16 protein-coding genes are annotated in these 22,760 nt (G+C 55.2%); 8 read left to right on the forward strand and 8 right to left on the reverse strand.

Annotated elements, in window-relative coordinates; genetic code table 11:
- Positions 1–37: 37 nt before the first annotated feature.
- Entirely contained in the window at positions 38–1,606 is a 1,569-nt protein-coding gene (gene cueO, locus AC2T6E_RS10825) for a multicopper oxidase CueO (RefSeq protein WP_486691654.1), read from the reverse strand.
- A gap of 145 nt (positions 1,607–1,751) precedes the next feature.
- Here cueO and AC2T6E_RS10830 point away from each other — a divergent pair, with 145 nt between their 5' ends.
- The 3 genes from AC2T6E_RS10830 to speD all read left to right on the forward strand — a co-directional run bounded on the left by AC2T6E_RS10830 (position 1,752) and on the right by speD (position 3,866).
- Positions 1,752–2,099, forward strand: coding sequence for a YacC family pilotin-like protein (locus AC2T6E_RS10830; RefSeq protein WP_010426912.1), 348 nt, complete (start codon positions 1,752–1,754; stop codon positions 2,097–2,099).
- A gap of 102 nt (positions 2,100–2,201) precedes the next feature.
- Complete coding sequence (gene speE / locus AC2T6E_RS10835) at positions 2,202–3,071, forward strand: polyamine aminopropyltransferase (protein WP_010426914.1); 870 nt, start codon at positions 2,202–2,204, stop codon at positions 3,069–3,071.
- Positions 3,072–3,866 (forward strand): adenosylmethionine decarboxylase, encoded by a 795-nt coding sequence (gene speD, locus AC2T6E_RS10840; protein WP_042718234.1) that lies wholly within the window; start codon positions 3,072–3,074, stop codon positions 3,864–3,866.
- A gap of 31 nt (positions 3,867–3,897) precedes the next feature.
- On the opposite strand, the gene yacL is transcribed toward speD, so the two are convergent.
- Complete coding sequence (yacL, locus tag AC2T6E_RS10845) at positions 3,898–4,260, reverse strand: protein YacL (protein ID WP_486691657.1); 363 nt, start codon at positions 4,258–4,260, stop codon at positions 3,898–3,900.
- A gap of 190 nt (positions 4,261–4,450) precedes the next feature.
- The gene (acnB, locus tag AC2T6E_RS10850) at positions 4,451–7,048 is read right to left on the reverse strand and encodes a bifunctional aconitate hydratase 2/2-methylisocitrate dehydratase (protein WP_089599165.1); all 2,598 of its coding nucleotides are present in this window, start codon (positions 7,046–7,048) and stop codon (positions 4,451–4,453) included.
- Positions 7,049–7,941: 893 nt separating this feature from the next.
- On the opposite strand from acnB, the gene AC2T6E_RS10855 reads away from it, so the two are divergent.
- Together AC2T6E_RS10855 and AC2T6E_RS10860 are read left to right on the forward strand one after the other, a co-directional pair.
- Positions 7,942–9,492, forward strand: coding sequence for a DUF3300 domain-containing protein (locus AC2T6E_RS10855; RefSeq protein WP_486691660.1), 1,551 nt, complete (start codon positions 7,942–7,944; stop codon positions 9,490–9,492).
- A gap of 10 nt (positions 9,493–9,502) precedes the next feature.
- Positions 9,503–10,294 (forward strand): DUF2950 family protein, encoded by a 792-nt coding sequence (locus tag AC2T6E_RS10860; protein WP_148401129.1) that lies wholly within the window; start codon positions 9,503–9,505, stop codon positions 10,292–10,294.
- 44 nt (positions 10,295–10,338) lie between these two features.
- Here AC2T6E_RS10860 and traT read toward each other — a convergent pair whose 3' ends face one another.
- The 5 genes from traT to pdhR all read right to left on the reverse strand — a co-directional run bounded on the left by traT (position 10,339) and on the right by pdhR (position 18,319).
- The gene (gene traT / locus AC2T6E_RS10865; protein ID WP_089599168.1) at positions 10,339–11,070 is read right to left on the reverse strand and encodes a conjugal transfer complement resistance protein TraT; all 732 of its coding nucleotides are present in this window, start codon (positions 11,068–11,070) and stop codon (positions 10,339–10,341) included.
- Between the two features lie 196 nt (positions 11,071–11,266).
- On the reverse strand, positions 11,267–12,691 hold the full coding sequence (gene lpdA, locus AC2T6E_RS10870; RefSeq protein WP_042718239.1) for a dihydrolipoyl dehydrogenase: 1,425 nt from the start codon (positions 12,689–12,691) through the stop codon (positions 11,267–11,269).
- A 175-nt stretch (positions 12,692–12,866) separates the two neighbouring features.
- Positions 12,867–14,753, reverse strand: a complete 1,887-nt coding sequence (aceF, locus tag AC2T6E_RS10875) for a pyruvate dehydrogenase complex dihydrolipoyllysine-residue acetyltransferase (protein ID WP_486691663.1) — start codon at positions 14,751–14,753, stop codon at positions 12,867–12,869.
- A gap of 14 nt (positions 14,754–14,767) precedes the next feature.
- Positions 14,768–17,431 (reverse strand): pyruvate dehydrogenase (acetyl-transferring), homodimeric type, encoded by a 2,664-nt coding sequence (gene aceE / locus AC2T6E_RS10880; protein WP_089599170.1) that lies wholly within the window; start codon positions 17,429–17,431, stop codon positions 14,768–14,770.
- Between the two features lie 123 nt (positions 17,432–17,554).
- Complete coding sequence (gene pdhR, locus AC2T6E_RS10885; RefSeq protein WP_006173806.1) at positions 17,555–18,319, reverse strand: pyruvate dehydrogenase complex transcriptional repressor PdhR; 765 nt, start codon at positions 18,317–18,319, stop codon at positions 17,555–17,557.
- 537 nt (positions 18,320–18,856) lie between these two features.
- Here pdhR and aroP point away from each other — a divergent pair.
- The 3 genes from aroP to AC2T6E_RS10900 all read left to right on the forward strand — a co-directional run bounded on the left by aroP (position 18,857) and on the right by AC2T6E_RS10900 (position 22,751).
- Complete coding sequence (gene aroP / locus AC2T6E_RS10890; RefSeq protein WP_042718224.1) at positions 18,857–20,227, forward strand: aromatic amino acid transporter AroP; 1,371 nt, start codon at positions 18,857–18,859, stop codon at positions 20,225–20,227.
- A gap of 165 nt (positions 20,228–20,392) precedes the next feature.
- Positions 20,393–21,790 carry a glycoside-pentoside-hexuronide (GPH):cation symporter gene (locus tag AC2T6E_RS10895; RefSeq protein ID WP_486691666.1) on the forward strand — a complete coding sequence of 466 codons (1,398 nt, stop codon included), beginning with the start codon at positions 20,393–20,395 and terminating at the stop codon, positions 21,788–21,790.
- A gap of 10 nt (positions 21,791–21,800) precedes the next feature.
- Positions 21,801–22,751: a glycoside hydrolase family 43 protein gene (locus AC2T6E_RS10900; RefSeq protein ID WP_486691668.1), complete on the forward strand. Its 951-nt coding sequence runs from the start codon at positions 21,801–21,803 to the stop codon at positions 22,749–22,751.
- Positions 22,752–22,760 lie beyond the last annotated feature (9 nt).

Raw genomic sequence — 22,760 nt, forward strand, 5'->3', positions numbered from 1 at the left:
GGAGAGGGCCAGGGTGAGGGCATCAGGCCGCACTGTTTTAAACGGTAAAACCGAGCATCATCCCCGTATCTTCATGCTCCAGCAGATGGCAGTGCGCCATATAGGCAAACTCCTTCGGCGCATCGTGGTCAAACTTCACCAGCACCTCGCTGACGCCGCCTTCTACCCTCACCGTATCTTTCCAGCCCGCGCGGTGCGCATCCGGCGCTTTGCCGTTTTCTGAGAGAATGCGGAACTGGGTGCCGTGGATGTGGAACGGATGCAGCATCATGTCCCCTTCGCCCGAAATCACCCAGCGCTCAAACTGACCCTTTGTCGCAGCAAACATCGGCGTGTTCATGTCGAACGCTTTGCCGTTGATCATATTGGCGTTATGGAAATCAAAGCCGTGGTCGCCGTGATTCATGTTCCCCATGCTGCCCATTTTGCCGTGGTCCATATTCATATGACCCATCATCTGCCCGTGGTGCATCCCCGCCATCGCCTGATCGCCATATTTCGCCATCAGCGCCTGCATGCCCATCATGTCGAGCATCGGGCTCATGGAGAGCTGCAGCTTGCGCTGCGTAAGCCCGTCAAGCGACGGGAGCGCTGGCAGGGTGGTTAACGTATCCGGCAACGTGCCGGAAGCGGTCACCAGTAAAGGCTGAATACGCAGCACCGGATGCGGCTTATCAAATGGCGCAACCGCCATCCCCATCTGGCTGACTGGCAGGGTTACGAGGTCAAACGCCTTGCCGTCGCTGATGTCCACCAGCACCTCGAAGCGCTCGCCCATCAGCATCGGCAACTCGTTCACTTTTACCGGTTCCGGCAGGAGTCCACCGTCGCTTGCCACTACATAAAGCGGGCGTTTATCGCTGGCGGCGAAGTTCAGCGAACGGGCGTTACAGCCGTTAAGCAGACGTAAACGCAGCCAGCCTTTCGGCGCGGCATGCTGAGGGTAGATCGCGCCGTTGGTCAGCAGCGTGTCGCCAAACCAGCCCACCGCCGCACTCATCACGTCCAGCTGGTAGTCAATTTGCCCGTCAGCATTGAATTTCTTGTCCTGCACAATCACCGGAACGTCGTCGATGCCCCACTGTTTCGGCAGGCGTAGCAGGCGGCTTTCGTCGTCTTCAATCAGCACCAGCCCCGCCAGCCCCATCGCCACCTGATGGCCCGTTTTGCCGTGCTGATGCGGGTGGAACCAGCAGGTCGCCGCACGTTGGTCAGGTGTAAAGGTCACGCTGCGTTTGCCACCAGCCTTGATAACGCCCTGCGGTCCCCCGTCCACTTCGCCCGGCACTTCCAGCCCGTGCCAGTGCAGCGTGGTCTCTTCCGACAGCGTGTTATGGATATCAACGGTGACGGTTTTTCCTTTGCGTAACTGGAGCGCCGGGCCGAGGAGATTTCCGTTATAGCCCCAGGTTGTGGCGGTATTCGCACCAAAGGTCGTTTTGCCCGATTGCACCACAAGCTGGATACGACTGCGGGCATCCGCAGTCAGCAATTCAGGAATGGGTAAGGCGGGTCTGTCAGCCGCGAAAACGGCGCGACTCCAGAGTGGTAATGCGCTGGCAGCCCCCAGCGCAGCGGAATATTTTAAAAAATCACGACGTTGCATGTTCATTTCCTTATTTCCAGCCGGCGATCTTTTGAGCATAAACCCTCCCCTTACCGGAAGGTCAAGTAAAGCGGCAATAATAAAGGTCGTCGGCCTGGCATCAAGTATGCTAACGTTAATTTTCCGTGATGCAGTGGTAGAAGCAATGAAGACGTTTTTCAGAACAATTTTGTTCAGTGGCCTGATGGCGATGTGTGCGAACAGTTACGCGCTGAGTGAAAACGAAGCAGAAGATATGGCCGATCTCACGGCGGTGTTTGTGTTTCTGAAAAACGATTGTGGTTACCAGAATTTACCCAACGGGCAGATTCGTCGCGCACTGGTCTTTTTTGCCCAGCAGAACCAATGGGATCTCAGCAACTACGACAGCTTCGACATGAAGGCGCTCGGTGAAGACAGCTACCGCGATTTGAGCGGTATCGGTATTCCCACTGCTAAAAAATGCAAAGCGCTGGCTCGTGATTCACTCAGCCTGCTCGCCTACGTGAAGTAACCTTCCCGACGCCCCTTGTTGACTCGCTAACCGCTTCACGGCGGTGATGTGTTGCGCCCCTTCTGCTGATTGTCAGGATGTAAACGATGGAGAGGACAGCCCATGACCGAGAAAACGGTATGGCAAGAAACGCTGCACGATCAGTTTGGTCAGTACTTTGCCGTTGATAACGTGCTTTATCACGAGAAGACCGATCATCAGGATCTGATCATCTTCGAGAACGCTGCCTTTGGCCGCGTCATGGCGCTGGACGGCGTGGTGCAAACCACCGAGCGCGATGAGTTTATTTATCATGAGATGATGACCCACGTTCCGCTGCTGGCCCACGGCCACGCAAAGCACGTTCTGATTATTGGCGGCGGCGACGGCGCTATGCTGCGTGAAGTGTCCCGCCATCAGTCCGTCGAAACCATCACGATGGTGGAAATTGACGCGGGTGTGGTTTCGTTCTGCCGTCAGTACCTGCCCAACCATAATGCCGGCAGCTACGACGATCCGCGCTTTAATCTGGTTATCGACGACGGCGTCAATTTTGTTAACCAGACCACGCAAACGTTTGATGTGATTATCTCTGACTGCACCGATCCGATCGGCCCTGGCGCGTCGCTGTTTACCTCCTCGTTCTATGAAGGCTGCAAGCGCTGCCTGAACCCAGGCGGTATCTTCGTCGCGCAAAACGGCGTCTGCTTCCTGCAGCAGGATGAAGCCCTCGACAGCCACCGCAAGCTGAGCACCTACTTTAGCGATGTCAGCTTCTACCAGGCCGCGATCCCGACCTATTACGGCGGGATCATGACCTTTGCGTGGGCGACCGACAACGAGGTGCTGCGTCATCTCTCTACCGAAATCATTCAGGCGCGCTTCCACCAGGCGGGTCTTAAATGTCGCTATTACAACCCGGCCGTCCATACCGCGGCGTTTGCCTTGCCACAATATCTGCAAGACGCACTGTCCTCAAAGGGGGTGAGCTAATTGAAAAAGCTGAAACTGCATGGCTTTAACAACCTGACCAAAAGCCTGAGTTTTTGTATTTACGATATCTGCTACGTCAAAACTGCAGAAGAACGCGATGGCTACATCGCCTATATCGATGAACTCTACAACGCTAACCGCCTGACGGAGATCCTGTCAGAAACCTGCTCAATCATTGGCGCCAATATCCTGAACATCGCGCGTCAGGATTATGAACCTCAGGGCGCGAGCGTCACCATTCTGGTGAGCGAAGAGCCGGTAGACCCGAAGCTTATCGACAAAACCGAGCATCCGGGCCCGCTGCCGGAAGTGGTCGTCGCGCATCTCGATAAGAGCCACATCTGCGTACACACTTATCCGGAAAGCCACCCTGAAGGCGGGCTATGCACCTTCCGCGCCGATATCGAAGTGTCGACCTGCGGCGTGATCTCACCGCTAAACGCACTGAACTATTTAATCCACCAGCTGGAATCGGACATCGTCACGATTGATTATCGCGTGCGTGGTTTTACCCGTGATATCAACGGTATGAAGCACTTTATCGACCATGAGATCAACTCTATTCAGAACTTTATGTCTGAAGACATGAAATCGCTGTACGACATGATGGACGTGAACGTATATCAGGAGAACATCTTCCATACCAAGATGTTACTTAAGGAGTTCGACCTTAAGCACTACATGTTCCATACCAAACCGGAAGATTTGAGCGAAGAAGAGCGTAAGGCGATTACTGACCTGCTCTGGAAAGAGATGCGCGAGATCTACTACGGCCGCAATATTCCGGCCGTGTAAGAGCAAGCCGGAGCAGGGATGCTCCGGTCTGTTATTTCTGTTTCATAAAGTCGCGGTACGCATTTACCACCTGAAGGAAATCCTCGACGCCGCACATCGACAGGCTCTCTTCATCGTAGTAGCTCATCCCCTCTTCCATCTCGTCACCTGAAAACTCGAGCTGGTTGGCGCGCACCATCACCTCTTCGCCATTCATCCACAGGGTGTATTCATGCCCGGCGCGCTGCCAGGAGCGCTCACTGCCTTTTACCGTCTTCGCCGCCTCTTCCACTTCATCAAGAAGTGCGAGATTCTCCTTCACCTCTTCGTTAAACCAGTGTCCAACGGCTTCGTGGCCCATCGACATACGCACTTTCACCACTCCGGTGATGTCGCGCAGAAATTCGTAATCCATAGTGTTTTCCTCTGCAAAGCCATTAGGGTAATTATCGCAGCAGCGAGGAAGAAAAAAAGCGGGAGAGGCGGGAGGAATGAAAATAAAAAGGTGAGAGCAAGACCCTGCGGCCTGATGCCCTCACCCCGTCCCTCTCCCACGGGAGAGGGTGCAAACACTAAAAACCGTCTCTATGAGACGGTTTTGCTGTTTATACTGCCGTCTGGAAGATCACCCCGTCGGCCTTCTCGGTGTACTGAGAGAGCTGGTCGAAGTTCAGATAGCGATAGGTATCCACCGCCGTCTTATCTACCTGAGCCACAAAGGTCTGGTACTCTTCCGGCGTTGGCAGTTTGCCAATCAGCGCCGCAACCGCCGCCAGCTCCGCAGAGGCCAGGAAGACGTTCGCACCAGTACCTAAACGGTTCGGGAAGTTACGGGTAGAGGTGGAAACCACCGTCGCACCGTCAGCCACGCGCGCCTGGTTACCCATACAGAGGGAACAGCCAGGGATTTCAATACGCGCACCGCTCTTACCAAACACGCTGTAGTAACCCTCTTCGGTCAGCTGCGCCGCGTCCATACGGGTTGGCGGTGCCACCCACAGACGGGTCGGCAGCTGGCCTTTATGGGTATCCAGCAGCTTACCGGCAGCGCGGAAGTGACCGATGTTGGTCATGCAGGAACCGATGAACACTTCGTCGATTTTCTCGCCCTGAACTTCAGAGAGCGGACGCGCATCATCCGGATCGTTCGGTGCACAGAGGATCGGCTCTTTAATATCCGCCAGATCGATGTCGATCACCGCTGCGTACTCTGCGTCAGCATCGGCTTCCAGCAGCTGTGGATCCGCCAGCCATTTTTCCATGCCCTGAATACGACGCTCCAGGGTACGACGGTCGCCGTAGCCTTCCGCAATCATCCACTTCAGCAGCACGATGTTGGAAGTCAGGTACTCTTCGATTGGCGCCTGGTTCAGCTTGATGGTACAGCCCGCAGCAGAACGCTCGGCGGAGGCATCGGTCAGCTCGAACGCCTGCTCCACTTTAAGATCCGGCAGACCTTCAATTTCCAGAATGCGGCCAGAGAAGATGTTTTTCTTCCCTTTCTTCTCAACGGTCAGCAGGCCCTGTTTAATCGCATACAGCGGGATCGCGTGAACCAGGTCGCGCAGGGTGATACCCGGCTGCATTTTACCTTTGAAGCGCACCAGCACCGATTCCGGCATATCCAGCGGCATCACGCCGGTCGCAGCAGCAAACGCCACCAGACCAGAGCCCGCCGGGAAGGAGATACCGATTGGGAAACGGGTGTGAGAGTCACCGCCAGTACCCACGGTATCCGGCAGCAGCATGCGGTTCAGCCAGGAGTGGATGACGCCGTCGCCCGGACGCAGAGAGACGCCGCCGCGGTTCATGATGAAGTCTGGCAGCGTGTGGTGCGTGGTCACGTCAACCGGCTTCGGATACGCCGCGGTGTGGCAGAAGGACTGCATCACCAGATCGGAAGAGAAGCCCAGGCACGCCAGGTCTTTCAGTTCGTCACGGGTCATTGGACCGGTGGTGTCCTGAGAGCCCACGGAGGTCATCTTAGGCTCGCAGTACGCGCCCGGACGAACACCCGCTACGCCGCACGCACGGCCCACCATTTTCTGCGCCAGAGAGTAACCACGGCTGCTCTCCGCCACATCTTTCGCCTGACGGAACACGTCACTGTGCGGCAGACCCAGCGCTTCACGCGCTTTGGTGGTCAGGCCACGACCGATAATCAGCGGGATACGGCCACCTGCACGCACTTCGTCGATCAGCACGTCGGTTTTCAGCTCGAAGCTTGCCAGCAGTTCGTTGGTTTCGTGGTTGCGCACTTCGCCCTTGAACGGGTAAACGTCAATCACATCGCCCATGTTCAGGTTGGACACATCCACTTCAATCGGCAGTGCGCCCGCATCTTCCATGGTGTTGAAGAAGATCGGCGCAATTTTGCCACCCAGGCACAGGCCACCGCCGCGCTTGTTAGGCACGTGAGGGATATCGTCGCCCATAAACCACAGCACGGAGTTGGTTGCGGATTTACGAGAAGAGCCGGTACCCACAACGTCACCCACGTAAGCCAGCGGAAAACCTTTCTCCTGCAGGGCTTCGATCTGTTTGATCGGGCCGACGCTGCCCGGCTGATCCGGCTCAATGCCTTCACGGGCGTTTTTCAGCATCGCCAGGGCATGCAGAGGGATATCCGGGCGAGACCACGCGTCCGGTGCCGGAGACAGGTCATCGGTGTTGGTTTCACCGGTCACTTTAAAGACGGTAACGGTGATTTTTTCTGCCAGAGCAGGACGGTTCAGGAACCATTCGGCATCCGCCCAGGACTGCATCACCTGCTTCGCATAGACGTTGCCCGCTTTGGCTTTTTCTTCTACATCGTAGAAGTTATCGAACATCAGCAGCGTGGAAGAGAGCGCTTTAGCGGCAATCGGTGCCAGCTTGTCGTTATCCAGCGCGTCAATCAGCGGATGAATGTTGTAACCACCCTGCATGGTGCCGAGCAGTTCAATGGCTTTTTCAGGAGTAACCAGTGGGGAGGTGGCTTCGCCTTTGGCGATAGCAGCAAGGAATCCGGCTTTTACGTAGGCAGCTTCATCTACGCCAGGCGGTACGCGGTTGATCAACAGATCTAACAGGAATTCTTCTTCGCCCTTAGGCGGGTTCTTCAGCAGCTCGACGAGCGCGGCCATTTGGGTTGCATCTAAAGGTTTGGGTACAATTCCCTCGGCGGCACGTTCTGCTACGTGCTTACGGTATTCTTCTAGCACGACGGTTCTCCTCGCTCTCATTGTCATATGCGGCGGGCGTTCTCTTCACGCTCCTGTGAGACAGCAGTTTGTAGGGTAAATGCCCGATACCGCGTCGGGCAGCATAGCAGGATTTCTGCACAGTGTTAATCCGTTTACAAAAAAGCAACATTAAAAAATTTGCTGAATCGTTAAGCATGGTGTAGCGGGGAGACGAGACGAATTTTGGGTACAAAAAAACCGCCTGGTAGCGGTTTATTTGTTGCCTTGCGGTGGTAGCACACCGTGTTGGCAGATTTGCGGCAATGCACTCGTCATGAATAATGCGCCTGAGTATGTAGATCCGCAAGCACATATTTTGTGTTTACGAGCCGACATCCAGTTTCGAATGAAAAAGGATGAAACTGCATTTCACCTCTTTTCAGTCCATTTCGGCTGTAATACTGTTGCGCCCGGCCTGCTTCGCTGGTGTAGCAACCAGTCACCGGGCCCGGAAGCAGTTCCGTAACCTACGCGGCAATGTACTCATTTGCCTGGTTCTGCCTTTCCCGGTGAAGAATGAACCCGCGTAGCCTGTACAGGAACGCACGCAATGGAGATGCGAATCACTGCGCTGATCGTTGTGACCGGTTTACTGCTAACCGCGCTGCACGGTGGCTGGAACATATCCGACATCACGGTGCTGTTTGTCGTCAACCTCGGCAACTAGCTGCTGGCCGCTCGCAAGAGCGGCCTTCTGAATTCCCGGCGCCTTTTCCCGCATCGCATATAATTGTGTAATAAATGCACACACTCTTTATCCGGACGCTTCGCTGGTTTCCCAAGAAAAGTCAAAACTGTCATACACGGGTGAATAATACTCGCGGCAACAAGAACGCCTCACGGCACAGCGCTTGTCTCGTTGGAGTCATTTTATGAAGTTGCCCTTTAAGCCACACCTGCTTGTCCTTCTCTGCAGTGCCGGGCTGTTTGCCGCCTCAGGCGTTATGTTTGTCAAAAGCCGGGCAACGGAGCCCGTTGCACCAGCCCCCGTCGCACAACAACCGGCAGCACCTGCCGCAGCCCAGCCCGCCCCTGTCGTCGCACCCACGTACACGGCCGCGCAGATCGATCAGTGGGTTGCCCCAGTTGCGCTCTACCCGGATGCCCTGCTGTCGCAAATTTTAATGGCCTCGACCTACCCGTCAAACGTTATCCAGGCGGCACAGTGGTCAAAAGATAATCCCAAAATGCAGGGCGATGCCGCCATTCAGGCCGTTGCTGGTCAGCCGTGGGATCCGAGCGTAAAGTCGCTGGTGGCGTTTCCTCAGTTGATGTCGCTGATGGGTGAAAATCCGCCCTGGGTCCAAAATCTGGGCGATGCCTTCCTCGCCCAACCGAAAGACGTAATGGATTCCGTTCAACGCCTGCGCTTGCTGGCGCAACAAACCGGTGCATTGCAATCAACGCCACAGCAAACGGTCACGACCGTGACGAAACCTGCCCCTGCAAAAACCACCACCAGCGAGTCAACAAACGCCACCACCACAAGCCCGACGGTGATCAAAATTGAATCCGCCGATCCGCAGGTGGTTTACGTTCCGACCTATAACCCCAATACGGTTTACGGTACCTGGCCAAACGCGGCCTACCCGCCCACCTATTTACCGCCCTCACCCGGGGAGCAATTTACCGACAGTCTGGTCAAGGGTCTCGGCTTCAGTCTGGGGGTGGCCACAACCTATGCCATCTTCAGCAATATCGACTGGGATGACGACGATGACTGGGACCACCACCATCACGATGATGACTGGGATAATCATGGCGGCTATAACCGCAACGGCGATAACAACATCAATATCAACGTTGATAACTTCAATAAAATCAGCGGACAGCGGCTGACGGACGCCAACCGCACCTGGCAGCACAACCCGGCCTATCGTGAAGGGGTGCCGTACCCGACCAACCAGCTCAATACCCGTTTCCACTCCACGAAAGCGGCGACAGGGCTCAGTGCGACGCAGCAAAAACCGGTCAATCGAGACAGCCAGCGTCAGGCCGCATTGAGCCAAATGGAAAAATCGACAGGAAAAACGTTCCCTCAGGCAACGCGCCCGACAACCCGAGATGCACAGCGTCAGGCTTCCAGCCAACAGCTGAAGCAGATTTCACAGCGCAATAACTACCGCGGCTACGACACCAAACCGCACATCGCGAAGCGAACTGAGAACAACCGTGCGGCCACACAACGACAGGAAAAACGGGTTTCGCAACCCTCACAGCAGCGCACGACCCAGCAGAGAAATGTTCAGCAGCGAACCAGCCAGCATCGCGCAAATGCGCTGAGCGGCAACGACAGCCGGTCCGGCAACTGGCAAGCCCAGCAGCGTCGGGGCGAGCAGAGCAGGCAAGTCGCTGCCCGCCATCAGCAGCCCCGTCAGGCCTCAGCCGGACGCGCAGAACACCGTGAATTCCGTCACCGTTAAGGGAGCCGACATGAAAAGTAAACTTCTTTGTGGAATGGCGTTATTCATGCTTTCGGCCACCGCGATGGCACAGCAATCATTCAGCACGCCAGGCCAGGCAACCGACGCGCTGGTGAGCGCCATCAGTAAGCATGATGAACGTGCAATGAGCGACCTGCTTGGGGAGAACTGGCGCGACTTCCTGCCGCCTGAAGGGGTCGACCCGGATGCCGTCGATCGTTTCCTGAGAGACTGGAAAGTTCGCCATGATACCGCCATCGAGGGCGATGTGGCGCATCTGGTTGTTGGAGAGAGCGACTGGCAGTTGCCGATCCCGGTGATGAAAACCGCTACCGGCTGGCAGTTTGACATTAAAGCAGGCGCCGAAGCGATCCTCACGCGCGAGATTGGGCGTAACGAACTCGGTGCCATCGAGGCGCTGCATGCCTATGTCGATGCTCAGCAGAGCTATTTTGGGTTGAATCAGAAGTATGCGCAGAAAATTGTCAGTTCTGAGGGGAAAAAGGACGGTCTGTACTGGCCCGTCTCGCCAGGCGAAGCGCCAAGCCCGCTGGGTCCGGCCTTCAGTCCGAAAGAGCCAGGAGCAGGCTATCACGGCTATCGTTTTCGCATTTTGCCGTATAATAACGGTTTCGCAATGATCGCCTGGCCAGTCACTTACGGTCAGACGGGGGTGATGAGCTTCACCATCAATCAGGACGACAAGGTGTACCAGAGCGATCTCGGCAGTGATTCCGCGAAGAAAGCAAATGCCCTGACCGCATACCCTCTGGATAAAACCTGGCAACCCGTCGCCCCGTAATGCAGGCAGGCCGGGTAAGGCGACGTCGCCACCCGGCTGTTTTCCTACAGAATATTGGCGACCGATTTCGCCAGCTGCGCTTCCAGAACCGGCTTCGCCTCTTCGAACTTCAGGTTCACCTTGTTGGCGTTAGACACCACGCGGGTCTGATACTTCGCACGATCGCCCTGCTCGGTGCTGGTCTGCAGTTTCACGCCAGAGGTACCCTGACGCAGGGCAGCGATATTATCGGTTGTGACTTTTGCTTTGCTGCGCTCAGAGATCTGCAGGTCAGTCACCATGGTGTAGTTTACATCTTCCACCATGGCGTCTGCCGCCATGCCGATCAGGCCCGCCGCCAGACCCACGCCCAGCGCTGCGCCGGAAGAGTTACTGTTATAAGCGGTGATCCCGGCACCCAGTGCAGCGCCCACAGCCGCACCTTCGTACCCGGTTTTCAGGTAGCCCTGAGCTTCACGCAGGTCCATTTTGTCGGCTTTCAGGACGTTTGCCTGCACCCAGTAGTATGCGCCGTCAGGGGAGCTGGTCACTTTATAGCCCTTGGCAATCAGGTCGTTCGCCAGCAGGGTCTGCAGGTTGCTCATGTCTTTATCGGAGGTGTTTTTAACCTGAATGTAGACCGTTTTCTCGTTGGATGGCTCAAGCCAGACGGTTTCACTCATCTGGGTTTTCACTTCCAGGTTGCGTTTCTTCACCGCCGTCGTTACCGCACCGCACCCTGTCAGCGTCAGCGCTGCCGCCACTAAGCCAATTACCGCAACTTTCTTCAAAGACATGTATTTTCCTTTTTTCGTGTAATAAAAGAGTCCAGAACCCCTAAACCGCGTGGCCAGTAGCCACACAATGGTGAAAAAAGTATCGGCAGATGAAGGGAAATTTTTAGCGGAAGTATCAACAGGATGACTACTAAATCAGGTAGTTACAGGCAAAAAAAAACGCCTCCGGAGAGGCGTTTATCAAGCGCAGAGAAACTTATTTCTTCTTCGCTTTCGCGTTTGGCAGGTCCGTAATGCTACCTTCGAACACTTCTGCCGCCAGGCCCACGGACTCGTGCAGAGTCGGGTGCGCGTGGATGGTCAGCGCGATGTCTTCCGCGTCGCAACCCATTTCGATAGCCAGACCGATTTCACCCAGCAGCTCGCCGCCGTTGGTGCCGACAATCGCACCACCGATCACGCGGTGAGTCTCTTTGTCGAAGATCAGTTTGGTCACGCCATCTGCGCAATCGGAAGCAATAGCACGGCCAGAAGCAGCCCACGGGAAGGTGGCGGTTTCGTAGCTGATGCCTTTCTCTTTCGCTTCTTTCTCGGTCAGACCCACCCAGGCAACTTCTGGCTCGGTGTACGCGATAGATGGGATCACTTTCGGATCGAAGTAGTGTTTCATGCCAGCGATAACTTCAGCGGCAACGTGACCTTCGTGAACACCTTTGTGCGCCAGCATTGGCTGACCGACGATGTCGCCGATAGCAAAGATGTGCGGCACGTTGGTGCGCAGCTGCTTATCAACGCGGATAAAGCCACGGTCGTCCACTTCCACGCCAGCTGCGCCAGCATTGAGGTTTTTACCGTTCGGCACGCGGCCGATCGCCACCAGCACGGCGTCGTAACGCTGCGCTTCTGCAGGGGCTTTTTTGCCTTCCATGGAAACGTAAATGCCGTCTTCTTTCGCTTCAACGGCAGTCACTTTGGTTTCCAGCATCAGGTTGAATTTCTTGCTGATGCGTTTGGTGAAGACTTTAACGATGTCTTTGTCGGCTGCCGGGATAACCTGGTCGAACATTTCAACCACGTCGATCTCTGAACCCAGCGCATGGTACACGGTACCCATTTCCAGACCGATGATACCGCCGCCCATGACCAGCAGACGCTTAGGAACGGTTTTCAGCTCCAGGGCATCGGTGGAATCCCACACGCGTGGATCTTCATGCGGAATGAATGGCAGTTCGATTGGGCGAGAGCCTGCCGCGATGATCGCGTTGTCGAAGTTGATCACGGTTTTGCCGTTTTCGCCTTCCACTTCCAGGGTGTTCGCACCGGTGAATTTACCCAGACCGTTTACCACTTTCACTTTACGGCCTTTGGCCATACCCGCCAGACCGCCGGTCAGCTGAGTGATAACTTTCTCTTTCCAGGTACGAATTTTGTCGATATCGGTTTTCGGCTCGCCGAAGACGATACCGTGTTCAGCCAGCGCTTTGGCTTCTTCGATAACTTTCGCTACGTGCAGCAGCGCTTTAGAAGGGATACAGCCGACGTTCAGACAAACACCGCCGAGGGTGCTGTAACGTTCTACGATGACGGTTTCCAGACCTAAATCCGCGGCGCGGAATGCTGCGGAGTAACCTGCCGGGCCTGCCCCAAGTACTACGACCTGAGTTTTGATTTCTGTGCTCATCATGACCTCTTAATTTATACCCGTCGTCCACCGGGTCGTTCTATCCGCCCGCAGTTTACAAAATTGTTAACAATTTTGAAACAACAAACGGCTCACGAATTGTCGCTTTCGCCAATAACCTCACAAACACCGTGAGATTATCAGAAAAAAGCCGGCCGACTGGCCGGCTTTTCGATTACATCACCAGGCGGCGAATGTCGCTCAGGGTGTTGTTGATGATGGTGATGAAGCGCGCACCATCAGCACCGTCGATCACGCGGTGGTCGAAGGACAGAGAGATTGGCATCATCAGACGCGGCACGAACTCTTTGCCATTCCACACCGGCTCCATCGCGGACTTGGACACACCGAGGATAGCCACTTCCGGCGCGTTCACAATCGGCGCGAAGTGGGTGGTACCCAGGCCGCCGATGCTGGAGATAGTGAAGCAGCCGCCCTGCATTTCGCCGGCAGTCAGCTTACCATCACGCGCTTTCTTGGAGATGGTGGTCAGTTCACGGGACAGCTCGGTAATGCTCTTCTTGTTCACGTCTTTGAAGACCGGAACAACCAGACCATTTGGCGTATCAACCGCAACACCGATGTTGATGTATTTCTTCAGCGTCAGCTTCTGACCGTCTTCGGACAGGGAGCTGTTGAAGCGTGGCATCTGCTCAAGGGCAGCGGCAACAGCTTTCATGATGAAGACCACTGGGGTGAATTTCACGTCCAGCTTACGCTTCTCAGCTTCGGCGTTCTGCTGTTTACGGAACGCTTCCAGATCGGTGATATCGGTCTTATCGAAGTGCGTAACGTGCGGGATCATCACCCAGTTACGGCTCAGGTTAGCACCAGAGATTTTCTGGATGCGGCCCAGCTCCACTTCTTCGATTTCGCCGAACTTGCTGAAGTCCACTTTTGGCCATGGCAGCATGCCCGGGATACCGCCACCGGCGGCTGCAGCAGGTGCAGCTTCGGCGCGTTTCACCGCGTCTTTCACGTAGGTCTGAACGTCTTCGCGCAGGATACGACCCTTACGGCCGGTCCCTTTCACTTTCGCCAGGTTCACACCGAATTCGCGCGCCAGGCGACGAATCAGCGGGGTAGCGTGGACGTAAGCGTCGTTTTCAGCGAACTCAGATTTGCCTTCCGCTTTTGCAGCAGGTTTAGCCGCCTGAGCCGGTGCAGCAGCAGGTGCCGGTGCAGCCGCGGCAGCCGGAGCTGCGGCAGGCGCAGCGCCTTCCACTTCGAAGACCATGATCAGAGAGCCGGTAGACACTTTGTCGCCGGTGCTGATTTTGATCTCTTTAACGGTACCCGCGAACGGCGCTGGGACTTCCATAGAAGCCTTGTCGCCTTCAACGGTGATCAGTGACTGTTCAGCGGCAACTTTGTCGCCCACTTTCACCATCACTTCGGTTACTTCAACTTCGTCACCGCCGATGTCCGGTACGTTAACGTCTTTCGCGCCGCCAGCAGCTGCTGGTGCAGCGGCCGGAGCCGGAGCAGCGGCCTGTGCTGGCGCAGCAGCAGGTGCAGCACCCGCCACTTCGAAGATCATGATCAGCGACCCGGTAGACACTTTGTCACCGGTGTTGATCTTGATCTCTTTAACGGTACCGGCGAACGGAGCGGGCACTTCCATAGAGGCTTTGTCGCCTTCTACGGTGATCAGTGACTGCTCGGCCGCAACGGTGTCGCCCACTTTCACCAGGATTTCAGTGACTTCTACTTCGTCACCGCCGATGTCAGGCACGTTCACTTCTTTCGCGCTCGCGGCAGCTGCTGGAGCAGCGGCGGCCGGAGCGGCTTTCTTCTCTTCCTGCGCAGGTGCAGCAGCTGCTGCACCGTCGGCGGAATCGAAAATCATGATCAGTTTGCCAGTCTCGGTTTTATCGCCAACAGAGACTTTGATCTCTTTAACGATGCCAGCCTGAGGAGACGGGACTTCCATAGAGGCTTTATCGCCTTCTACGGTGATCAGCGACTGTTCAGCTTCAACTTTGTCGCCTACTTTGACCAGGATCTCGGTGATTTCAACTTCATCAGCCCCGATGTCCGGTACATTGATTTCGATAGCCATTATTCTTTTACCTCTTACGCCAGACGCGGGTTAACTTTTTCTGCATCGATGTTGAATTTGGTGATTGCGTCCGCAACCACTTTCTTATCGATTTCGCCACGTTTAGCCAGTTCGCCCAGTGCTGCTACAACCACGTAAGAAGCATCAACTTCGAAGTGGTGGCGCAGGTTTTCGCGGCTGTCAGAACGACCGAAGCCGTCAGTACCCAGAACGCGATAATCATCAGCTGGAACGTAAGTACGAACCTGCTCTGCGAACAGTTTCATATAGTCAGTAGACGCCACCGCTGGTGCATCGTTCATCACCTGAGCGATGTACGGAACGCGTGGAGTTTCCATTGGGTGCAGCATGTTCCAGCGCTCACAATCCTGGCCATCACGCGCCAGCTCAGTGAAGGAGGTCACAGAGTACACGTCGGAACCCACACCGTAGTCTTTCGCCAGGATCTGTGCTGCTTCACGTACGTGACGCAGGATAGAACCGGAGCCCAGCAGCTGAACTTTACCTTTGCTACCTTCGAGGGTTTCGAGTTTGTAGATACCTTTACGGATACCTTCCTCGGCACCTGCTGGCATTGCCGGCATGTGGTAGTTTTCGTTCAGGGTGGTGATGTAGTAGTAAATGTTCTCTTGCGCTTCACCGTACATGCGGGTCAGACCGTCATGCATGATGACTGCCACTTCGTACGCGTAAGACGGGTCGTAAGAGATACAGTTAGGGATAGTCAGAGACTGAATGTGGCTGTGGCCATCTTCGTGCTGCAGACCTTCACCGTTCAGAGTCGTACGACCGGAGGTACCGCCTACCAGGAAGCCGCGAGCCTGCTGGTCGCCAGCCTGCCAGCACAGGTCACCGATACGCTGGAACCCGAACATGGAGTAGTAAATGTAGAACGGGATCATCGGCAGGTTGTTGGTGCTGTAAGAGGTCGCAGCAGCCAGCCAGGATGCGCCTGCGCCCAGCTCGTTGATACCTTCCTGCAGGATCTGACCTTTCTCGTCTTCTTTGTAGTATGCAACCTGCTCACGGTCCTGCGGGGTGTACTGCTGGCCGTTCGGGCTGTAGATACCGATCTGACGGAACAGACCTTCCATACCGAAAGTACGCGCTTCGTCAGCGATGATTGGAACCAGACGATCTTTGATCGACTTGTTCTTCAGCATCACGTTCAGGGCACGAACGAAAGCGATAGTGGTAGAGATCTCTTTGTTCTGCTCTTCCAGCAGCTGAGAGAAGTCTTCCAGCGCTGGCAGTTCCAGCTTCTCGGTGAAGTTAGGCTGGCGAGCTGGCAGGTAGCCTTTCAGCGCCTGACGACGTTCGTGCAGGTACTTGTGCTCTTCAGACCCTTCCGGGAAGGTGATGTAAGACAGGTTTTCTACCTGCTCATCGGTCACAGGAACGTTGAAACGGTCGCGGATATAACGCACGCCGTCCATGTTCATTTTCTTAACCTGGTGAGCGATGTTTTTACCTTCTGCGGTATCACCCATGCCGTAACCTTTGATGGTATGGGCCAGGATTACAGTCGCTTTACCTTTGGTTTCCTGCGCTTTTTTCAGTGCAGCGTAGACTTTCTTCGGATCGTGACCACCGCGGTTCAGGGCCCAGATCTGCTCATCAGTCCAGTCTGCAACCAGTGCTGCGGTTTCAGGGTATTTGCCGAAGAAGTGCTCACGAACGTAGGCACCGTCTTTGGATTTGAAGGTCTGGTAGTCACCGTCAACGGTTTCGTTCATCAGCTGGATCAGTTTACCGCTGGTGTCTTTACGCAGCAGCTCATCCCAGCGACCGCCCCACATGACTTTGATCACGTTCCAGCCAGCACCTGCGAAGATGCCTTCCAGTTCGTTGATGATCTTGCCGTTACCGGTTACCGGACCATCCAGACGCTGCAGGTTACAGTTGATGATGAAGCACAGGTTGTCCAGCTTCTCACGGGTTGCGATGGTGATCGCACCTTTAGATTCTGGCTCATCCATTTCGCCGTCGCCCAGGAAGGCGTAAACGGTCTGCTCGGAGGTGTCTTTCAGACCACGGTGTTCCAGGTATTTCAGGAATTTAGCCTGGTAGATCGCACCGATTGGGCCCAGACCCATAGATACGGTCGGGAACTGCCAGAATTCAGGCATCAGTTTAGGGTGCGGGTAAGAAGACAGACCTTTACCGTGAACTTCCTGACGGAAGTTGTTCATCTGCTCTTCAGTCAGACGACCTTCCAGGAATGCACGTGCATAGATGCCCGGAGAGATGTGGCCCTGGAAGTACACCAGATCGCCGCCGTCTTTCTCGTTCGCTGCACGGAAGAAGTGGTTGAAGCACACTTCGTAAACGGTGGCAGAAGACTGGAAGGACGCCATGTGGCCACCCAGCTCCAGGTCTTTCTTGGATGCGCGCAGAACGGTCATGATGGCGTTCCAGCGGATTGCAGAACGGATACGACGTTCCAGATCCAGATTGCCCGGGTATTCCGGTTCGTCTTCGACGGCAATCGTGTTTACGTAGTTGCTAGCCCCTGCACCTGAAGCAACCTTCACACCGCCTTTGCGGGCTTCAGAAAGCAGCTGATCAATCAGATACTGAGCGCGCTCAACACCTTCTTCACGGATGACCGATTCGATCGCCTGTAGCCAGTCGCGAGTTTCGATCGGATCCACGTCATTTTGGAGACGTTCTGACATGGGGGTATTCCTTATCTATCTAATACGTTGATTTGTCTGGAACCTGTCCCATTGTGCTCTTGGGCAAGAACACAATAAGACAGGTTCTGCGTTTAGTTGCCGCGCTCTAAAAGTACCTGGCGCTTAATCCTTTCGTTGCTGTATGCGGCGTAATGAACGTTCGCGACGCGATTGTTCACGGCTGCGGTCCAGCAAGATTTCCTCAATGAAAGCCAGATGGCGGTGCGACGCTTCACGCGCCTGCTCCGGTTCCCCGGCCATTATCGCCTCGAATACTCGGGTGCGATGGTTGCTTACCAGTGGGAGCATCTCCCGACGGGCATACAACAATTCAAAATTCTGACGAACGTTCTGGGCCAGCATCGGCTCCATGCAGCGTAGCAGATGGAGGAGCACCACGTTGTGGGCCGCTTCGGTGACGGCGATTTGATACTGGACAACGGCGCTGGACTCGGCGTCTAAATCGCCGGACTGCTGTGCCCGTTCAATGGCCTGATGCAGTTCGCGGATACGCACGCGATCTTCATCAGTGCTGCGAAGGGCGGCGTAATAGGCCGCAATACCTTCAAGCGCGTGACGGGTCTCAAGCAGATCAAACTGGGATTCTGGGTGGTCAGAGAGAAGTTCTACCAGCGGATCGCTGAAGCTCTGCCACAGGCTGTTTTGCACAAAGGTTCCGCCGCCCTGGCGACGAAGCAGCAAGCCCTTTGCTTCGAGACGTTGAATCGCCTCACGCAGAGAGGGACGTGAAACGTCGAACTGTTTTGCCAGCTCGCGTTCTGGCGGAAGTTTCTCACCCGGGCGCAGAGTCCCTTCGAGGATTAAAAACTCCAGCTGCTGCTCAATCACATCAGATAGTTTTGGTTGGCGAATTTTGCTGTAGGCCATATTCCCTGTCTTACGCCTTTTTGCCCGGAGTCAATTGGTCTTACCAATTTCAAGTTCGTATCGCTAAAGTAACAAAGTATTCACCTTCTGTCCATATTGGTTTTGATTGAAATCAGTAAACCCTGCACATTTTAACAACCTTACAGAAATAACGTTTCAGAAATGTAACTTTGCACAAATGAGTTGATTACTCCCAAAGAGGCAGTTTTAACCTTAATGAAACGAGGGTTTTTGCAATCTGAAGCGATTCAACAAGGCAAATAACGAAAATTCGCCCACTTCTGGCGCATTTCTATTCTATAGGTTGGGTTAGGAAGACTGAGCGGGCCGATTTACAAATGCTTTCTTTTTATTCAAGTCGTCATCAGCCCTTCATAAAGCAGGTGCATTCACAGGCGCTTACCACTATTCTTGCGCTTACGGAAGTCATCTCCGCTTTTTTCGGTCTCGTTAACCGTAAAGAAATAAATACAGAATATGGATTTTCATAATTACACACGCACAGCGTGAACATAACAACCACACACGAGGTTTCAAATGGAAGCTCAACAGCACGGCGATCAGCTAAAGCGCGGGCTTAAGAACCGCCACATACAGCTCATTGCACTGGGTGGTGCTATCGGTACTGGCCTGTTTCTCGGCAGCGCGTCCGTTATCCAGTCAGCCGGTCCGGGCATTATTTTGGGGTATGCAATCGCAGGCTTTATTGCCTTTCTGATTATGCGTCAGTTGGGTGAGATGGTCGTTGAAGAGCCGGTTGCAGGCTCGTTCAGCCACTTTGCCTACAAATACTGGGGCAGCTTTGCCGGTTTCGCCTCTGGCTGGAACTACTGGGTGCTGTACGTCCTGGTTGCCATGGCTGAGCTTACCGCCGTCGGGAAATACATTCAGTTCTGGTATCCGGAGATCCCAACCTGGGCCTCCGCAGCGGCTTTCTTCGTCATTATTAACGCCATTAACCTGACCAACGTAAAAGTGTTCGGTGAAATGGAGTTCTGGTTTGCCATTATTAAGGTGATTGCCGTAGTGGCGATGATCATCTTCGGCGGCTGGCTGCTGTTCAGCGGCAATGGCGGCCCGCAGGCGACAGTGCGCAACCTCTGGGAACAGGGTGGCTTCCTGCCTCACGGCATGACCGGCCTGGTAATGATGATGGCTATCATTATGTTCTCCTTTGGCGGTCTTGAGCTGGTGGGCATCACCGCCGCGGAAGCCGACAACCCGGAGCAGAGCATTCCAAAAGCCACCAACCAGGTTATCTACCGCATCCTGATCTTCTATGTGGGCTCGCTGGCCGTGCTGCTTTCCCTGCTGCCGTGGACCCGCGTAACCGCTGACACCAGCCCGTTTGTGCTGATCTTCCACGAGCTGGGCGATACCTTTGTGGCAAACGCACTCAACGTGGTTGTTCTGACCGCGGCGCTGTCTGTTTATAACAGCTGCGTCTACTGCAACAGCCGCATGCTGTTCGGTCTGGCTCAGCAGGGCAACGCCCCGAAAGCGCTGCTCAACGTTGATAAGCGCGGCGTGCCGGTGAACACCATTATTGTGTCTGCAGTTGTCACGGCGCTGTGCGTGCTGATCAACTACCTGGCGCCGGAGTCAGCCTTCGGCCTGCTGATGGCGCTGGTGGTCTCTGCTCTGGTGATTAACTGGGCGATGATCAGCCTGGCGCACATCAAGTTCCGCCGCGCCAAGCAGCAGCAAGGCGTCACCACGCGCTTCCCTGCCCTGCTTTACCCGCTGGGTAACTGGGTGTGCCTGGTGTTTATGGCGGCCGTGCTGGTGATCATGCTGATCACCCCGGGGATGGCGATTTCCGTTTACCTGATCCCGGTCTGGATTGCGATCCTCGGCGTGGGCTACCTGGTGAAACAGAAGAACCAGAAAGCCGTGAAAGCGCACTAAGCCTCTCTGCGCTGTACCCGTTTTTTGCGGGTACAGCGTGTTGTTACCTTCCTCACAAATTCAGGCCTTCAGCCGTTTCATCCATATCACCGCCTTTATCCTGCAACGCATATATTCATGAGCCAGCGAATAATTCTCTCCATACCGTAAACCGGAGAGCTGTCGATGGATAACAACAAACTGTCAGTAAAAGAAAAGATCGGCTATGGGATGGGCGACGCGGGATGCAACATCATCTTCGGCGCCATCATGTTGTTTGTTAACTATTTTTATACGGATATTTTTGGCCTGGCGCCTGCGCTGGTCGGCGTACTGCTGCTGTCCGTCCGCGTGATTGACGCCGTAACGGACCCGATCATGGGGGCGATTGCCGACCGTACCCGCAGTAAATATGGCCGATTTCGTCCATGGCTGCTGTGGATCGCCTTCCCCTACGCGCTGTTCAGCATCCTGATGTTCACCACGCCAGACTGGAGCTATAACAGCAAAGTTATCTATGCGTTTGTCACCTACTTCCTGCTCTCTTTGACCTACACGGCAATCAATATTCCTTACTGCTCGCTGGGTGGCGTGATCACTAACGATCCGAAAGAGCGCGTCGCCTGCCAGTCGTATCGTTTTGTGATGGTCGGTATCGCCACGCTGCTGCTCTCATTAACGCTGCTGCCGATGGCCGACTGGTTTGGCGGGGACAACAAGGCCAAGGGCTACCAGATGGCAATGACCGTCCTGGCCCTGATTGGGACCTGTATGTTCCTGTTCAGCTTCTCTACCGTGCGCGAGCGCGTGCGCCCGGCGGTGCAAACCAACGATGAGCTGAAAAACGATCTGAAAGACGTGTGGAAGAACGACCAGTGGGTACGCATTCTACTCCTGACCCTGTGCAACGTCTGCCCGGGCTTTATCCGCATGGCGGCCACCATGTATTACGTCACCTGGGTGATGGGCCAGAGCACCCACTTCGCCACGCTGTTTATTAGCCTTGGCGTCGTGGGCATGATGCTCGGCAGCGTGCTGGCTAAAGTGCTGACCGACCGCTGGTGTAAGCTGAAGGTCTTCTTCTGGACCAACATCGTGCTGGCGATTTTCTCCTGCGCCTTCTACTTCTTTGACCCGAAAGCCACCGTCACCATCGTGGTGCTCTACTTCCTGCTGAACATCCTGCACCAGATCCCGTCACCGCTGCACTGGTCGCTGATGGCCGACGTGGACGACTACGGCGAGTGGAAGACCGGGAAACGCATTACCGGGATCAGCTTCTCCGGCAACATCTTCTTCCTGAAGCTGGGGCTGGCGATTGCCGGAGCGATGGTCGGCTTCCTGCTCTCCTGGTACGGTTATGACTCGGGCGCAAAAGCGCAGAGCGCGGACGCCATTAACGGGATCGTGCTGCTCTTTACCGTCATTCCCGGCATTGGATACTTAATTACCGCGGGCGTAGTACGCCTGCTGAAGGTAGACCGTGAAACGATGAAACGCATTCAGGAAGACCTGGAAAAACGTCGCACCAATTACCGTGAACTGAGCGACTATCAGGAACTGAAAGCCGCAGAGACAAAATAAGGAGATCCAAATGCATCAGTGGCCAAACCCGTTTATCGAACAACGTGCCGACCCGTACATTTTACGCCATGAGGGGCAGTACTATTTTATCGCCTCCGTGCCGCAGTACGACAGGCTGGCGATCCGCCGCGCAGCGTCGCTGGAAGGCTTACGTAAAGCTGAAGAAGTTGTGGTCTGGCGCAAACCCGAGACCGGCCCGATGAGCCAGTTGATCTGGGCGCCGGAACTGCACCACATTGACGGCAAGTGGTACATCTACTTTGCCGCGACGCACACCCAGGCGCTCGACGAACTTGGGATGTTCCAGCACCGGATGTTTGCGCTGGAGTGTGCCGACGGCGATCCGCTCACCGGTACGTGGACGGAAAAAGGTCAGATAAAAACGCAGTTCGACACCTTCGCGCTGGACGCCACCACCTTTGTTCATCAGGGAAAACGCTGGTATCTGTGGGCGCAAAAAGCGCCGGACATCTCCGGGAACTCCAATCTTTATCTGTGCGAAATGGAAAACCCCTGGACAGTGAAAGGCGAGCCACTGATGCTCAGCAAGCCGGAGTATGACTGGGAGCGTCGCGGGTTTTGGGTCAACGAAGGTCCGGCGGTGCTGGTTCACGACGATAAGCTGTTTATCAGCTATTCCGCCAGCGCCACCGACGAGAACTACTGCATGGGGCTACTGTGGATAGACCTGAATGCCGATCCGAAAAACCCGGCAAACTGGCAAAAATCCTCGCGCCCGGTGTTCGTCACCAGTTACGAAAACCGCCAGTACGGTCCGGGACACAACAGCTTTACGCTAACGCCGGAAGGGGAAGATGTGCTGGTGTATCACGCGCGTAATTACACTGAAATTGAGGGCGACCCGCTGTACGATCCGAACCGCCATACTCGCCTGAAGCTTGTCCGCTGGGACGAAAACGGGATGCCTGATTTCGGCATCCCGCCCGCGGATACGCTTTAGTCTTTGCGG

Source organism: Enterobacter sp. B79-1 (assembly GCF_057444735.1).

Bases quoted from the DNA above. Each gene is read 5' to 3' on its own strand.
- AC2T6E_RS10855 (WP_486691660.1), top strand. From the start codon at position 7,942: ATGAAGTTGCCCTTTAAGCCACACCTGCTTGTCCTTCTCTGCAGTGCC.
- pdhR (WP_006173806.1), bottom strand. From the start codon at position 18,319: ATGGCCTACAGCAAAATTCGCCAACCAAAACTATCTGATGTGATTGAG.
- cueO (WP_486691654.1), bottom strand. From the start codon at position 1,606: ATGCAACGTCGTGATTTTTTAAAATATTCCGCTGCGCTGGGGGCTGCC.
- aroP (WP_042718224.1), top strand. From the start codon at position 18,857: ATGGAAGCTCAACAGCACGGCGATCAGCTAAAGCGCGGGCTTAAGAAC.
- AC2T6E_RS10830 (WP_010426912.1), top strand. From the start codon at position 1,752: ATGAAGACGTTTTTCAGAACAATTTTGTTCAGTGGCCTGATGGCGATG.
- AC2T6E_RS10860 (WP_148401129.1), top strand. From the start codon at position 9,503: ATGAAAAGTAAACTTCTTTGTGGAATGGCGTTATTCATGCTTTCGGCC.
- aceE (WP_089599170.1), bottom strand. From the start codon at position 17,431: ATGTCAGAACGTCTCCAAAATGACGTGGATCCGATCGAAACTCGCGAC.
- speE (WP_010426914.1), top strand. From the start codon at position 2,202: ATGACCGAGAAAACGGTATGGCAAGAAACGCTGCACGATCAGTTTGGT.
- lpdA (WP_042718239.1), bottom strand. From the start codon at position 12,691: ATGAGCACAGAAATCAAAACTCAGGTCGTAGTACTTGGGGCAGGCCCG.
- yacL (WP_486691657.1), bottom strand. From the start codon at position 4,260: ATGGATTACGAATTTCTGCGCGACATCACCGGAGTGGTGAAAGTGCGT.
- AC2T6E_RS10900 (WP_486691668.1), top strand. From the start codon at position 21,801: ATGCATCAGTGGCCAAACCCGTTTATCGAACAACGTGCCGACCCGTAC.
- traT (WP_089599168.1), bottom strand. From the start codon at position 11,070: ATGTCTTTGAAGAAAGTTGCGGTAATTGGCTTAGTGGCGGCAGCGCTG.
- aceF (WP_486691663.1), bottom strand. From the start codon at position 14,753: ATGGCTATCGAAATCAATGTACCGGACATCGGGGCTGATGAAGTTGAA.
- AC2T6E_RS10895 (WP_486691666.1), top strand. From the start codon at position 20,393: ATGGATAACAACAAACTGTCAGTAAAAGAAAAGATCGGCTATGGGATG.